Source organism: Kitasatospora sp. NPDC041988 (assembly GCF_055588525.1).
Genome location: NZ_JBVJCO010000012.1, coordinates 85,478 through 99,807 on the forward strand (window position 1 = coordinate 85,478; position 14,330 = coordinate 99,807).

Annotated in this window: 10 protein-coding genes and 1 pseudogene; 2 read left to right on the forward strand and 9 right to left on the reverse strand. The window is 71.1% G+C overall.

Annotated elements, in window-relative coordinates; genetic code table 11:
* Positions 1-22: 22 nt before the first annotated feature.
* The 3 genes from ACZ6NC_RS14810 to ACZ6NC_RS14820 all read right to left on the reverse strand — a co-directional run bounded on the left by ACZ6NC_RS14810 (position 23) and on the right by ACZ6NC_RS14820 (position 4,347).
* Complete coding sequence (locus ACZ6NC_RS14810; RefSeq protein ID WP_465732595.1) at positions 23-1,720, reverse strand: hydantoinase B/oxoprolinase family protein; 1,698 nt, start codon at positions 1,718-1,720, stop codon at positions 23-25.
* Complete coding sequence (locus ACZ6NC_RS14815; protein ID WP_465732597.1) at positions 1,717-3,759, reverse strand: hydantoinase/oxoprolinase family protein; 2,043 nt, start codon at positions 3,757-3,759, stop codon at positions 1,717-1,719. The genes ACZ6NC_RS14810 and ACZ6NC_RS14815 overlap by 4 nt, the downstream gene beginning before the upstream one ends.
* Before the next feature lie 111 nt (positions 3,760-3,870).
* Positions 3,871-4,347: a YybH family protein gene (locus tag ACZ6NC_RS14820; RefSeq protein WP_465732599.1), complete on the reverse strand. Its 477-nt coding sequence runs from the start codon at positions 4,345-4,347 to the stop codon at positions 3,871-3,873.
* A gap of 265 nt (positions 4,348-4,612) precedes the next feature.
* On the opposite strand from ACZ6NC_RS14820, the pseudogene ACZ6NC_RS14825 reads away from it, so the two are divergent.
* Both ACZ6NC_RS14825 and ACZ6NC_RS14830 read left to right on the forward strand, forming a co-directional pair.
* Positions 4,613-4,729, forward strand: a pseudogene (locus ACZ6NC_RS14825) (family 1 glycosylhydrolase); the annotation flags it as partial.
* Positions 4,730-4,979: 250 nt separating this feature from the next.
* The gene (locus ACZ6NC_RS14830) at positions 4,980-5,798 is read left to right on the forward strand and encodes an LURP-one-related/scramblase family protein (protein ID WP_465732766.1); all 819 of its coding nucleotides are present in this window, start codon (positions 4,980-4,982) and stop codon (positions 5,796-5,798) included.
* Between the two features lie 125 nt (positions 5,799-5,923).
* Here the strand turns inward: ACZ6NC_RS14830 and ACZ6NC_RS14835 are convergent, their stop codons facing one another.
* The 6 genes from ACZ6NC_RS14835 to rph form a co-directional block, all read right to left on the reverse strand.
* Complete coding sequence (locus ACZ6NC_RS14835; RefSeq protein WP_465732601.1) at positions 5,924-8,200, reverse strand: S9 family peptidase; 2,277 nt, start codon at positions 8,198-8,200, stop codon at positions 5,924-5,926.
* Between the two features lie 171 nt (positions 8,201-8,371).
* Positions 8,372-9,253 carry a GNAT family N-acetyltransferase gene (locus ACZ6NC_RS14840; RefSeq protein WP_465732603.1) on the reverse strand — a complete coding sequence of 294 codons (882 nt, stop codon included), beginning with the start codon at positions 9,251-9,253 and terminating at the stop codon, positions 8,372-8,374.
* A 130-nt stretch (positions 9,254-9,383) separates the two neighbouring features.
* On the reverse strand, positions 9,384-9,836 hold the full coding sequence (locus ACZ6NC_RS14845) for an aromatic-ring hydroxylase C-terminal domain-containing protein (RefSeq protein ID WP_465732605.1): 453 nt from the start codon (positions 9,834-9,836) through the stop codon (positions 9,384-9,386).
* Positions 9,752-10,132, reverse strand: coding sequence for a VOC family protein (locus tag ACZ6NC_RS14850; protein WP_465732607.1), 381 nt, complete (start codon positions 10,130-10,132; stop codon positions 9,752-9,754). The genes ACZ6NC_RS14845 and ACZ6NC_RS14850 overlap by 85 nt, the downstream gene beginning before the upstream one ends.
* A 127-nt stretch (positions 10,133-10,259) precedes the next feature.
* Positions 10,260-11,147, reverse strand: coding sequence for a LysR family transcriptional regulator (locus ACZ6NC_RS14855; protein WP_465732609.1), 888 nt, complete (start codon positions 11,145-11,147; stop codon positions 10,260-10,262).
* Between the two features lie 134 nt (positions 11,148-11,281).
* Positions 11,282-13,903 carry a rifamycin-inactivating phosphotransferase gene (gene rph, locus ACZ6NC_RS14860; RefSeq protein ID WP_465732611.1) on the reverse strand — a complete coding sequence of 874 codons (2,622 nt, stop codon included), beginning with the start codon at positions 13,901-13,903 and terminating at the stop codon, positions 11,282-11,284.
* Positions 13,904-14,330 lie beyond the last annotated feature (427 nt).

Genomic DNA, 14,330 nt, shown 5'->3' on the forward strand with positions numbered 1-14,330 from the left:
GGATCAGGGGTGGTGGGGTGGGTCAGGCGTCGAGGCCGTAGGCGGCGGCCGCCCGTTCGCGGGTGAGCAGGCCCTGCCGGAGGTCTTCCCGCACTGCCTCGGCGGGGCGCTCGGCGACCGGGCCGAACCCGCCGCCTCCGCCGCTCTCGCAGCGCAGCACGTCGCCCCGGCGCACCGCCAGTGCGTTGACCTTGAGCAGCTCGCGCTCGTCGTCCCGCCCGGGGTTGAGGACGACCCGGGGCGGGGCGCCCTCGCCGCCGCCGAAGACGCCCCAGGCGGGGGTGACCGAACGCTCCCACCACAGGGAGAGGTTCTGGTCGGCCTCGAAGCGGTACTCGCGCACCACGCCGTTGCCGCCGCGGGTGCGGCCCGCGCCGCCGGAGTCGGGGCGGACGGCGTACTCGGTGACGCGCACCGGGAAGAGCGTCTCCAGCACCTCGACGGGCATGTCCCGCAGGGAGCCGTTGACGTTGTTGATCAGGCAGGACTCGCCGTCGTCGGTCTGCCAGGCCCCCCAGCCGCCGACGGTGGCCTCCTGGGAGACGAACAGCCTGCCGTTGCGCGGGTCGGTCCCGGTGAACTGCACGATCATCGAGTCGCCGTAGCTGGCGGCGGCCGCCCGGGCGGGCACCGCGGGCGCGAGCGCCTTGACGACCAGGTCGATGACCAGCCCGAGGTGGGAGTAGTAGTACTGACAGGCCGCCGGCTCGACGGCGGCGAGCATCGAACCCGGCCGGGTGACCACATCGAGCGGCCTGAACGATCCGCCGTTGAGCGGAACGTCGCCGCTGACCAGCAGCTTGTAGCCGACCCGGCAGGCGGCGACGGTCTGGGCCGCGCCGCAGTTGACGGGGCCGGTCGCCTGGTCGGCGCAGTCGGTGACGTCCATCGTCATCCGGTCGCCGGAGATCTCGACGCGCACGGTGACGTGCAGCGGGGTGGCGAGGTCGATGCCGTCGTTGTCCAGGTGGCCGGTCGCCGTGTAGACGCCGTCCGGGATGGCGGCGATCTGCTCGCGCTCCAGCCGCTCGGTCTGGGTGAAGATCGCGTCCCGCGCGGCGAGGACGGTCTCCAGCCCCCAGCGGCGAACGATCTCGGCGAACCGCCGGGCGCCGGTGCGGGCGCAGGCGACCTGGGCGCGCATGTCGCCGAGCGTCGGCTGCGGGAAGCGGACGTTGCGGGCGATCAGCGCGTGCGCCTGCTCGCAGGGCTCGCCGTCCTGGTAGATCTTCAGGGGGCCCATCCGCAGGCCCTCCTGGTAGATGGACGTGGAGTCCATCGACCCGCCGGGGTCCTTGGAGCCCATGTCGATCCAGTGCGCCCGCGAGGCGGCGAAGCCGATGAGTTCGCCGCCGTCGGCGGTGTCCTCGGCGAAGATCGGGGCGTACACGGTGACGTCGTTGAGGTGGGTGCCGCCGATGTACGAGTCGTTGAGGACCCAGACGTCACCGGGACGCCAGACCTCCGCGCCGTACATCGCCTCGGTCGCCCGGGTGCACACCTCCAGGTTGCCCAGGAAGATCGGCAGGCCCGAGGACTGGCCGAGCACGTTGTGGTCCCGGTCGAGCAGCGCGACCGCGCAGTCCTTCGCCTCGTAGATGGTGGGCGTGTAGGACGACCGGATGAGCGTGGTGTTCATGTCCTCCGCGGCCTGCAGCAGCGCGCAGCGGATGATCTCTGTCGTGACCGGGTCGATGGCCCGGGTGCCGGCGTCGGTCATGCCGTAGCTCCAACCTTGATGACGAGGAAGCCGTTCTCGTCGACGGTGACCGACGAGTCGGGCGGGACGACGGTGGTGGAGGTGGCCTCCACGATGACGGCGGGTCCGTCGACGCGCTGTCCGGGCACCAGCCGCTCACGGCGCAGGACCGCGGTGTCGTGCGGCCGGCCGCCGAAGACGACCTGACGCCGCTGCACGGTGTCGGAGGCGACCTCGCCGGCGGAGTACGGCACGGCCGCGATCTCGCGCAGCGCCCCGAGCGCGGTGCTGCGCAGGGTGACGAACTCGACGGGCGCCTCGGGCGTGGCGTGCCCGTAGCGGCACTCGTGCAGCTGGGCGAAGCGCCCGGCGGCGGTGGCGAGGAAGTCGTCGGCCGCCGGCTCGGCGGCGAACCGCAGGGGCACGGCGAGGGTGTAGTCCTGGCCCGCGTACCGCATGTCGACGACGTGCTCGACCCGCCGCCGCTCCACGGGGACGCCCTGCTCGCCGAGTTCGGCCAGCGCCTCGTCCTCCAGAGCGGCCAGCGCGCGGGCCATGGCCTCGCCGTCGAGGTCGGCGCCCGAGGTGAAGAACTGGCGGGTCAGGTCACGGCGGACCTCGGTGCCGAGCATCCCCCAGGCGGAGAACGCCCCGGGGAAGCGCGGCACGACGACCTCACGGATACCGAGCTCGCGGGCGATCTCGACCGCGTGCATCGGGCCCGCCCCACCGAACGCCAACAGGACGAACTCCCTTGGCTCCAGGCCGTGTTCGACTGTGAGGGTGCGGATCGCCTGGGCCATCTTGGCGTTCGCGACATCGCAGATGCCCCCCGCCAGTTCCAGCGGGTCGAGGCCGAGTTCGCCGGCGAGCGTGCCGACGGCCTGCCGGGCCGCGGCCACGTCGAGCGTCATGTGGCCGCCGGCGAACCACTCCGGATCGACCCGGCCGAGCACCGCGTTGGCGTCGGTGACGGTGGCCCGGGTGCCGCCGCGGCCGTAGCAGGCGGGCCCGGGCACGGCGCCGGCCGACTCCGGGCCGACGCGCAGCCCGCCGGCCTCCGCGTACGCGAGGGAGCCGCCGCCGGCGCCGATGGTGTGCAGGTTGACCAGCGGCATGAGGACCGGAAAGCCGTCCGCCGAGCCCTCGTTGGAGACGTCGGGCCGGCCGTCGAGGACCAGCGAGACGTCGAAGGAGGTGCCGCCCATGTCCACGCAGATCGCGTTGCGCCGGCCCAGCAGACCCGCCGCCGCGGCCCCGCCCATGGTGCCGCCGACCGGCCCGGACAGCAGCGTCTGGAGCGGGTGCCGGCGGGCGTGGGCGGCGTTCACGATGCCGCCGGAGGACTGCATCACCTGGACCGGGACGGTCAGGCCGTGCTCGGCGAACCGCCCCTCGATCCGGCTCAGATACCGGCGCACGACCGGGCCGGTGTAGGCCTCCAGGACGGCCGAGGACGTCCGCTCGTACTCGCGCCACTCGCCGGCCACCTGGTGCGACAGCACCACGACGACATCCTCGCCGAGCTCCTGCTCCAGGATCTTCGCCGCCAGCAGCTCGTGGTCCGGGTTGACGTACGAGAAGAGGAACGAGACGGCGACCGCGTCGAAGCCCTCGTCCTTCGCGCGCCGGGCAGCGGCCCGCACGGCGTCCTCGTCGAGTGGTTCGAGCTCGGCGCCACGCCAGTCCAGGCGGCCGCCCGCCTCCACCGTGTCGCAGCGGTCCACCAGCGGCTTCGGCTTGCGGTAATGCAGGTCGAACATCCGGTCCCGGTTGCCCCGGGCGATGTGGTAGACGTCCCGCATCCCGGCCGACGTGACCAGCAGGACGCGGGCGCCCTTGCGCTCCAGCAGGGCGTTGAGGCCCTGCGTCGTGCCGTGCACGAAGAAGGAGATGTCGCCGGGCGAGTCTACCGCCCGGCCCAGTGAGGCGAAGACCCCCTCGGCCAGGTCTCCCGGCGTCGTCGGCGCCTTGGCCGCGAAGAAGGTACCGCTGTCCTCGTCATAGGCGACGACATCGGTGAACGTCCCACCGATGTCCATGGCCACTCGATACGTCATGCCGCCTCCCGGCTTGCTCCAAGGGATCGCCGAGGACGCTAGTCCGGGGCCTCCGGGAGGAGCTGTGCGCAGCGCACGGCCGGCGGACCACCGCAGTGCGCTGCGCCCGGTTCAGTGATCTCCGACAGAGACCCCACCCGGCTGCTGCACGTCCTCGTGCAGGTGGACGATGTGCCACGCGGCGTTCCCGCCACGCCGCAGGACGGCGGTGTTGCGGACCAGCTCGGGGCGCAGCTCGCCGGTGTCCGGGTCGGGCGCGAAATCCACCCGCAGCCAGAAGCGCAACACCGCGATGTCGCCGAAGACGTCCACCACCGGTCCGTACGGCTCCAATCCGGTCTCCACCGGCCCCTCGCCCGGAGCCGGGCGGGCCTCCCGCACCTGGTCCAGGTCCGGCTTTCCGTAGAGCAGCTCGGCCGTCCCGGAGTCCCAGACGGTGGCCTCCGGGTCGAGACAGGCGTCGATCAGCGGGCGGTCCCCGGCCGCGTAGGCCTCGTACATGGTGGTGATCACCTGCCACACGGCTGCGGCGTCGGCCGGATCCGCGCCCGGCCGGGCGCCGGTGGGGAAACCTGGGAATGCGGGCATGGCGAGCCTCCTGAAGGCCGGGGGTGAGGGGCGCGGCCGGTCGAGCGGCGGCGGGCAGCCAACCTACACACGTCGGCGACCGGGTCGGGCCCCTGGTGGGGATGACCGCCGGGCCCGTGACCGGCAGGTGGCGGCGAGCGGGCCGGCCGGTCGCCGGACGGCGTCGGGTCCGGAAGGACGGGCAGCGGCGGGCGAATCCGCCGGTCCGATGTTCCGTGGACACAGCTGAGCCGGCAGACAACTACGATGACAGCCCGTTCGACGGGCCGAGGGCTACCACCAGCGCTTCGGCCTCGTCCACGTCGACTTCGAGACGCAGCGCCGCACCGCGAAGGCCTCGTACGCCTGGTACCGCGACCTGATTGCCGCTCATCGGTCCTGACGAGCGCAGTGGTTGAGGTCTCAGTAGGGCTTGGCGCTCGCCTGGCTTGCTACGTACTCGGAGAGGTCGTTGCGAGGTGGATGCGCTGTCGCCTCGTTGGTCGGTGGGCGAGGCCCGGGAGCTGTTGCTGCGACAGGTCCGGGCCGGGACGAATGCGGTCGACGGGGCTGCGCAGAGGGGGCGTCACGGGTGTGACATCGGCCACATCGTTGCCGTCGGGTGGCGGCCAACTGGCGTTCGCAGCGGCCGAATCTGCAGGTCACGGGCACAATCCGCAGGCCCGGACGAACCGGGTCCGGTCAAACGATCTGGCCACCCGGGGAGGATTGAGCCTAGCCTGCCCGCCATGTCCCAGAACACGAACACCCCCGGCTTCCCCGGGCAGCCGGCCGCTCCGGTCGGCGACTCCGCCAAGGTGCAGCGCCAGGTACAGCAGCAGGCGGGCGTCGGACCGGTCTCCGGTGGCGGCGGCACCCTCTTCTCCGAGCCGGTCCTGGTGGTGAACCAGAAGGCCAAGCTGATCGAGCTGACCAACGAGTACGCGGTCTTCGACCAGCAGGGGGCCGCGCTGGGCTCGGTGGTCCAGGTCGGCCAGAGCGCTCTGCGCAAGGTCGTACGGCTTCTCTCCTCCATCGACCAGTACCTGACCCACAGGCTGGAGATCCGTGACGCGCAGGGCACCCCGGTGCTGCTGCTGACCCGCCCGGCGAAGCTCATCAAGTCGCGGGTGGTCGTGCAGCGTCCGAACGGCCAGGAGGTCGGCCAGATCGTTCAGCAGAACGCCATCGGGAAGATCAATTTCGCGATGGAGGTCGGCGGGCAGAAGGTCGGCGCCGTCAAGGCCGAGAACTGGCGGGCCTGGAACTTCTCCATCGTCGACGAGACGGACACCGAGGTCGCCCGGATCACCAAGACCTGGGAAGGCCTGGCGAAGACGATGTTCACCACGGCCGACAACTACGTGCTCCAGATCCACCGCCCGCTCGCCGACCCGCTGCTCAGCCTCGTCGTGGCGACCGCGCTGACCGTGGACACCGCGCTGAAGCAGGACGCTCGCGGCCTCGGATAACCGCAACCCGTACGTGGTCCGAGCCCCCCGACGACGGTTTCCGGTGGGCGTGCTCAGCTGACCGGTCCCGTCACCGGTAGGTCGCAAGGCGGCCTACCGGTGACGGAGCGTCGGGGTGGTCGCACTCAGGCGAAGAGCTCGCTGAGCAACGCGGGGTCGATGGTGATGGGGGCCGGGCGGTAGCCGGGTGCCTGTGTGCCCATCAGCTCGCGTACCAGGAAGTCCCAGCAGCGCTTGCGGACGTAGGCCAGGCAGTCGATGAACGTGTGCTCGGCGCCCGGCACGATGAGCAGTTCGAAGTCCTTGTCGGCGGCGATGAGCCGGTCGGCCAGCCGCAGGGTGTGGTCAGGGTGGACCCGGTCGTCCATCTCGCCGTGGACGAGCAGCAGCTTGCCCGCCAGCCGGTCCGCGAGGTCCACGTTGGAGGCCCGGGTCCAGGCCTTCGGATTGTCCGCGCCGTCGTAGGCCTCCACGAAGTCCAGGCTGAAGGAACGGGCCTCGTGCGAGCCGGAGAGGGCCACGCCGGCCTTGTACACCTCGGGGAAGTCCACCATCGCCCGGACGGTGGCGAACCCGCCGCCGGAGTGGCCGAACGCGCCCACCCGGTCCAGGTCCATCCACGGCCGGGTCTCGGCCAGCCGGCGCAGTGCGGCGACGTGGTCGGCCAGGCAGCCCGCGTCGGCCAGGTGGCCGTAGGAGGCGTCGTGGAAGGCCTTGCTGCGGCCCGGGGTGCCGCGCCCGTCGACCGCGACCACCACGAAGCCGAGCGCCGCGAGGGGTTCCGCGTCGAGGCCCATGCCGCCGGGGTCGAAGCCCGGGTCGACCCGGTTGGTCTGCGGGCCGGGGTAGATGTTGTCCACCACCGCGTAGCGCCGGGCGGGGTCGAACCCGCGCGGGTGGTACAGCACCCCGTAGATGTCCGTCACCCCGTCGGCCGCCTTGACGCGGAAGCGCTCCGGCGGCGTCCAGCCGGTGGCGGTGAGCCTGCTGATGTCGGCGCGCTCCAGCTCGACCAGCACCCGCCCGGCCCAGTCACGGACGCGGGTCACCGGCGGGGTGTCGACGGTGGACGCGGAGTCGATGAAGTACTCCATGGTGTCCGGCAGGGTGACGATGTGGTCCAGCTCGTCGTCGGTGACCTTGGCGAAGCCGGAGCCGTCCAGGCCGGCCCGGCACACCGTGCGTCGGTACGGGTCCTCCGCGACCAGCCCGGAGGCGGTGAAGTACACCACCCGCTCGGCCTCGTCGACGTGCAGAATCTTCCGCACCGCCCATTCCCCGGACGTGACCTGCCCGAGCAGTGCGCCGGTGCGCAGGTCGTACCGGTACAGGTGGCCCCAGCCGTCCCGCTGGGAGTACCACAGGACCTCGTCGGCCAGCACCCGTACGATCGGCGGCTCGTAGTTCCACTGGTTGGGCTCGACGCGGGTTTCCCCGGTCTCGCTGAGCACGACGGTGACCTCGCCGGTGGCCGGGTCGAGGCGGTACAGCGAGAGCGTGTGCCGGTCGCGGGGCTGGGCGAGGTAGTACACCGCCGAGCCGTCCGCGGCCCACCACGCCCACTTGCCCATGACCGGCGACAGCATCGGCGTGAGCAGCGGCTCGGCCTGCGCGCGGATCACCGTGCCCTCGGCGACGTCCAGCACGACCAGCTCGGCCACCGGCATGTTCTCGTCCCCGGCGTAGGCGTACCGCTGGGTGTGCAGGAGGGGCGCGCCGCCGTCGGCGGGCCTGGCCTCCAGCAGGTGGGTCTGCCGGACACCGCGCTCATCGGTCCGGTGCGTCAGCACCTTCGTCGAGTCGGGGGACCAGGCCACCGCCGGCGGCAGGTACGGCACGCCGAACTTGCGCAGCAGGGTGCCGTTGCCGAGGCATTCCGGGCTGGTGCCGTACGCGTAGGAGGCTTCGCCGTCGGTGGTCAGCGCCCACTCGCGGCCGTCGGACGCCGAGACCGCCCACAGGTCGTGCCCCCGCTGGGACACCGCGACCTTCCGGTCGGGCGACGGCACGTCCAGCGGGTTGCCCGGCGGCGTGAACTCGGCGTGCTCGCAGCTGTAGTCGTCCAGGCGGCAGCGCCAGTACGCGTCGAACGCGACGAACTCCACGGCGTCCCCGACCAGTTCGATGGCCGTGAACGGAAGGGCCTCCGGGTCGACCTGCTGCCCGGAGGCGGCGGCCAGCGCGGTGGCGAGCAGGGTGTGGTCGAAGACCGGCTCGCGGGTGCCCGCCGCCGGGTCGACCAGTACGAACCGCCTGCCGACGCCGTTGCTCACCGCGTACCAGAAGCGGGCGCCGCCGTCGATCCACTGCGGCCTGACCTTGTCGCCGATGACGAGCTCGCCGGGGCGGGCGGGTCGGCGCAGGAGTTGCTCCGCGGCCTGGTAGTCCTCGGTGGTGCTCATTCTCTCTGTCCATCCTCGGTGTCGGTTCTGGGCATGGTGCTTGCCGCGGTGGTGCCATCACGGTGAGGCCGGCGGGCAGCCGCAGCTTGATCCGGACCATGGCGGTGTCGTCGCCCTCGGCGACGGGCAGCCGCGCCGGGGGGTCAGGGCGATGGCCCGGCCCCGTCGTTTCTAGAGGTCGAGTTGGTACTCGAATGTCGTGTGCGTCGGCGCGTAGCCGAGCGCGTCGTTGATGTGGCGCATGTACGGGTTGTTGTCGGCGGTGTCGGTGAGCAGGCCGCCGAGGTCGGGGTGCCGCTCGCGGGCGTGTCGGATCGACGCGGCCTTCATCCAGCGGCCGAGGCCGTGCCCGCGGTGCTCGGGGAGGACGCCGGTGCCGTAGTGCTGGCCGTCACCCTTGCCGTCGCCGGGGACGACCAGTTCGGTGAACCCGGCGATCGAGCCGTCCGACTCGTCGATGGCAACAACGGTGTGCAGCAGGTCGCCACGCTTTTCGACGGCCGCCGCCGCGGCCCGGACCCGGTCCAGGTCCCAGGTCACCGTGCCGAAGTCGGTGCCGCCCATCGGCATGTCGTCCATGGCGTGACGCGACGCGACGAACGTCTCGGCGAGGCCGTCAGGGACGGTGCCCTCCCATGACGCCAGCCGATAGCCGGGATGTGACTGTCCGGTGATCTCGGTGAGAGCGGTGATGTCCGCCTCGGCCAGCGGCAGCCGGGTGAAGGTCAGGGTCAGGACCTTGCGGAAGCCCCGGGCCGGCAGGAACCGGTCGCCGGGAGAGCCGGCCTCGGCCTGGGTGATGACACAGCGCCGGCCGTCCCGGCGTGCGGCGGCGACGGCCGCGTCCAGGAGTTTGGAGCCGGTGCGGTTGCGCCGCTCGGCCGGATGGACCTGAAGGTCCAGTTCGGCGAGGTGCTCCTGCCCGGTCCTGGTGAAAAGACGCAGGAACGCCGACCCGACGGGGATTCCGTCGGCGTCTGATGCCAGCCACGCCAGGCGGTGGCTGGCCGGGCCGGTATCGGGGTCGGTCAGCGCGGTGATGCGAACGGACAAGGTGTCTCCGTCGTAGAGAGGTCATAGAGAGGGGGAGGAACTGGACTGTGCCTGCGGCTTCTGCCTCGGTGATCCGACGCTCTGATCAGTACTCCTCCACGACCTTCCGGGAGCAGCACCAGGACCGGTCCTACCGCTGGTCCGGTGTGCCGAACCAGTGGCAGAGCGCTTCTCGCAGCGCGGGCGCGGCGGTGTCGGCGGGTTCGGCGAGCGTGGCGGCCCAGGCGACGTGGGCGTCCGGGCGGATCAGCAGGGCGTCGGCAGGCGGGCCATCGGTCTTGGCCATGCGGATGTCGACGAGGTGTTCCCATTCTCGGGCGATCTCGCGGAGTTCCGGACGGTCGGCCAGATCGAGCTGGACGGGCCGTGCGGCGTGCATGAGTTCCGCGATGCTGGTGGTGCCCTGGTCGGTGTGGAGCATGAGGTCGGGTACGAATGTGCCGGTCAACGCGGCTCGGTCGGAGCCGGGTATCGGGGGGCCTGCGGGCAGCCGGAGAGTCAGGCGCCGGTCGGCGGCACCCATTCGGTGAGCTGGACGACCACTCCGTTGGGGTCGATCAGCCGCACCACCAGCTCGCCCCATGGCTCCTGCTGGAGGGTCACGGCCAGGCCGGCCCCTTCGTTCCGCAGCCGCTCGTACTCGGCCGCGATGCCGGTGACCGCGAACGACACGATCACGTCGGTCGGCCCTTGGCCTAACCCGTGCTGTTCGAGGTCGCGCCGCACCAGGACGAGGTCGACGGCCGCGTCGTCACGGCAGAGCTCCACGAAGTCCTCGTCGACCACGACCTCACGGAACCCCAGGTGGGTGGTGAAGAACCGGCTGGAGGCGGCGGGGTCGGTGACCGTCAGGGACACCGCGGAGGACACGACGTTCATCGCGCATCCCTCTCTCGTGCTCGATCGTTGGAATGGATCAAGCTTCGGGCGCGGCGGTGCGGGGATCAACAGTGACTGTCGCAACGGTCGTTAACCCCGGGGTTGACGATCTCCACACCGGCACACCTCAGTCGGGCAGGGGCCCCAGGTCGCGTACGACGCGGGCGAAGGAGCGGATCATCTCGTTCTCCGAGTCGGTCCGCCACACCAGCGAGTACGCCAGCAGCTCCAGTCCCTTGACCGGCAGGTAGGTGATGTCCGGGCGCGGGTAGTAGCGGGCCACATGCACGGGGAAGAGGGCGACCGCATCCCGCATGCCCACCGTCATGAAGATCTCCTCGATGTTGTTCACGACGGCGCCCCGGTCGATGAACCGGCCTTGGGGCGTGTGCCGCGGAACGTAGTGGTCCATCCAGTAGTCGGGCGACGGGGTGACGCTCACGTGCTGGAAGTCGCTCATCTCCTCCAGGGTCACCGAGGACCACCGCGCGAGCGGATGCTCGTGGTCCACGGCCAGCGCTCTCGGCTCGGAGAAGAGTGTGGGACCCACGGTCAAGTCGGGCTCGTAGACGGCGGGCCAGGTGACCAGGATGTCGGCCTCCCCGTTGCGCAGCTGGGCGAAGGGGTCGGCGTAGGCCGACATTCGCAGCCGCAAGTCCCACTGCGGGTGGCGGGTGCGAAAGGTCTCGAAGTACCGCCGCAGCTCCTGGATGTTGGCGGGGAACAGGCTCACCCGGAGCGTGCCCGTCTTGCCCCGGGCGGCCAGCCGAGCCCGCTCCAGACTCTGCGTCAGCCCCTGGTGCACCACCCGCAGATCGTCCCGCAGTTGCTCACCGAGCGGCGTCAGCCGGACGTTGCGGCTGTCCCGGGAGAACAGCTCCGCACCGATGGAGCGCTCCTGCTTCTTGATCGCCTGGCTGACCCGTGCCCCGGAGACATGCAGACGCTCCGCAGTCCGGCCGAAGTGCAGTTCCTCGGCCAGGGTCAGAAAGATCTCGATGTCACGCAGTTCCACATGCCCCCACTTCCCCCATGACGTCCACACGGCGGACCGCCATGACCTATCCTTCCAGGTCCGCAAGGGCCAACAGACCCCGAGTCGGGCAGGAGACACTCAAGACCACACGGCGCCCGGAAGATCACCATCCGTCAATGCAGGATCTCGACGTACCCGTCGGTTCCGTGCACGCGGATCCGCTGCCCGTCCCGGATCAGCCGGGTGGCCTGATCCACGCCCACGACGGCCGGCAAGCCGTACTCCCGCGCGATCACCGCGCCATGGGTCATCAAGCCGCCCACCTCCGTCACCAGGCCCGCGATGGCGACGAACAGCGGTGACCAGCTGGGGTCCGTGTGGGCCGTGACCAGGATGTCGCCCGCTTCGAGATCGGCCTGCGCCATGTCGAGGATGACGCGAGCCCTTCCCTCGATGGTCCCGGCGGAGACCGGTAGGCCGATCAGGGCGCCGGCCGGCACGTCGTCGCGCCGGTACGCGCCGATGACGGCCTCGCCGTCCGAGGTGAGCACCCGGGGCGGTGTGAGCGCCTCGTACGACCGGAACGCCTCCTTGCGCCCCTGGATGAGCCGGCCGTCCACCTGCTTGGTGCGCACGACGTCGTGGAACTCCTGGAACGTGAGGTAGAAGACGTCCTCCGGCTCACGGAGCACGCCGGCCCGCACGAGGCGCTCGGCCTCCTTCAGCAGGGACTGCTTGTAGACGAAGTAGCGGCTGACGATGTTGTACTTCGGGTACTCCCGGTACCCGATGAAGGTTCGGACCTGGTCGATCATCCGTTTGGTCTCGTCGGCCTTCCGCTCGCCGTCCGGCAGGGCCCGCAAGCGTGACAGTACGTCCCGTTCCTTCCTCTGCGCCTCCTGCCGCCCGTGCTCGAAGCGCCGCTCGGCTGCGCCCGGCGCGAAGAGCCTGACGTTGTCGAGGATCACGGGCACGAGCGTGCTGGGGCGCTCGCGCCAACGCGGCCTCGTGATGTCGATCTCGCCGACGCAGCGCATGCCGTACCGGTCGAGGTAGGCCTCGACGGCGTCGCGCGCCTCGGTTCCGCCCGCGAGCTTCGCCAGCTCGCCCAGGAAGTCCTCGTCCAGGAAGCCCTCGTGCTGGACGCCCTGCAGGAACGCCACCACCTCAGGATGCGGGCGGATCACGTCGGCGACGTCGAGTAGCGCCAGTCCCATTTCCGACGTGACGTTGTCGGGGGCGGACAGCGTGAGCGTGTCGGCCGCGCTCTTCTCGCCCAGCCACTCCTGCAGCGTGTCGTTGAGCCACCAGGTGGCCTCCATCCCCGCCATGATCGCCTGCATGTTGAGCGGATCACCGAGGACTCGCTTGTGCTCCTCGAAGGCGCCCAGCAGGAAGTCGAACAGCGCCGGTCCGGTCTTCGTCCGGATGTCGCGCCGCAGGGCGGCGAGGGACGCCTGGCTGCGCGCGATCAGCTCGGTGACGATGGCCGGATCGGTCTCGATCGGAGCGGACGCGCCGCCCGCCGGCGGCCCCCCGGGCCCTGCGGGACCCGCGTCCGGGAGCGACGGAACGAAGTCGCCGCGGTCGAGGACGGTCTCCAACGCGTCCCTGACCAGCGGATCGCCTCTCCCCACGAGGTCCAGCAGGCCGGCGCGGCTCGCGGGCGAGCCCAGGCGCCCGGTGACGTCGACGAACAACCTCCCGCCGGCCTCGTGCATCGGTACCATCGCCGTCAGCTGCCACATGGACAGCCCCAGGGGCTTCATGGGGTCGGTCATCATCTGCTGGTGGCCGACGGAGACGTAGACGTGATTCTCCTGGTCGCCGGCCTGGGGGACGGGGAACAGCGTGGTGATCGGCCGGCTCTGAACGATCCGGAAGTCGTCGTCGACCAGGCACCATTCGATGTCCTGCGGGTGGCCGAGGTGCGCCTCGATCCGTCGCCCGAGCTGCACCAGCCGCACCACCTGGGCATCAGTCAGTGCCGGCTGCTCCTGCCGCTGCAGGTCGATCGCCACCTCGTGCGTACCGCCGGCCGGCAGGGGGCGAACGGCACGCGGTTTGGTGGCGATCGCCTTGGCAATCACTTCGCCGTCGCGCACCTTGAAGACGTCCGGGTTCACCAGGCCGGAGACCAGAGCCTCGCCGAGGCCGAAGCCGGCGTCCACGGTGGCGACCCGCCGGTTGCCCGTGACGGGGTCGGCCGTGAACAGGATGCCGGCCGCATGAGGGAAGACCATCCGCTGCACGACCACGGCCATCCGGACCGTGCGGTGGTCGATGCCGTTGCGCCGGCGATAGGTCACGGCTCGCTCGGTGAACAGCGAGGCCCAGCACCGGCTGACGTGCCGGAGGATCGCCGCCGGCCCCACGACGTTCAGGTACGTGTCCTGCTGGCCGGCGAAGGAAGCCGTCGGCAGGTCCTCCGCCGTCGCGCTGGACCGGACGGCGCAGGCGGCCTGCTCGCCGAGCCGGGCGAGCGCGTCGGTGACCGCCATCGCGAGGTCGCCCGGGATGGCGATCCCCTCGATGGTCCGGCGGATCTCCGCGCTGAGCGCGCGGATCGCCTCCCGTTCGTCCGGGTTCAGGCGGGACAGCCGATCGAGCTGATCGTCGATCGACGGCCCCTCCATCATGATCCGCCGGAAGGCTTCTGTCGTCACGCAGAAGCCGGCCGGCACACGGATGCCTTCGATCCGCGACAGCTCGCCCAGGTGCGCGCCCTTGCCGCCGACGATCGCCACCTGCGTCTGGTCGACCTCTTGAAGGTCGCGCACGTACTGCCCGGTCATCGCGATACCTCCGAGGCCGTGGTGTCCCGGCGCACCGCACCGGCCGATCGCGTCTCCGGCGTCTCCGGCCCTGTCGAACCGCCTGTCGGGCACGTCTTCAACTCCGGTTGCCTTCCCCCCGACGCGGCCGGCGGCCTGGCTCGGTCGCGCGGCGCGCACCCCCGCACCTTTGCCCCGGGCGCCCGCAACCGCAGTGCCGGTCCCACCACTGGACCGGCGTCACTGCGTCCCCCGTGTGTCGACAACAACACCCGCACGTCGTGCCCTCATTTCCGCAGGTTGTGGCCTCGGCCAAGGATTCTGCGTCGTGACCGGGGTCTTGCCGCAAGCCCCCCGGTGCGCTATACGTTGAGAGTGGCAAGGAGAGACGGATCTCCTTGCCTTTGCCTTTGCCTGCCTTTTGCCGTCCGCTGGAACTGACAAGCTT

Bases quoted from the DNA above. Each gene is read 5' to 3' on its own strand.
- ACZ6NC_RS14835 (WP_465732601.1), bottom strand. From the start codon at position 8,200: ATGAGCACCACCGAGGACTACCAGGCCGCGGAGCAACTCCTGCGCCGA.
- ACZ6NC_RS14810 (WP_465732595.1), bottom strand. From the start codon at position 1,720: ATGACCGACGCCGGCACCCGGGCCATCGACCCGGTCACGACAGAGATC.
- ACZ6NC_RS14845 (WP_465732605.1), bottom strand. From the start codon at position 9,836: ATGGGGCGAGCTGGTGGTGCGGCTGATCGACCCCAACGGAGTGGTCGT.
- rph (WP_465732611.1), bottom strand. From the start codon at position 13,903: ATGACCGGGCAGTACGTGCGCGACCTTCAAGAGGTCGACCAGACGCAG.
- ACZ6NC_RS14820 (WP_465732599.1), bottom strand. From the start codon at position 4,347: ATGCCCGCATTCCCAGGTTTCCCCACCGGCGCCCGGCCGGGCGCGGAT.
- ACZ6NC_RS14815 (WP_465732597.1), bottom strand. From the start codon at position 3,759: ATGACGTATCGAGTGGCCATGGACATCGGTGGGACGTTCACCGATGTC.
- ACZ6NC_RS14850 (WP_465732607.1), bottom strand. From the start codon at position 10,132: ATGAACGTCGTGTCCTCCGCGGTGTCCCTGACGGTCACCGACCCCGCC.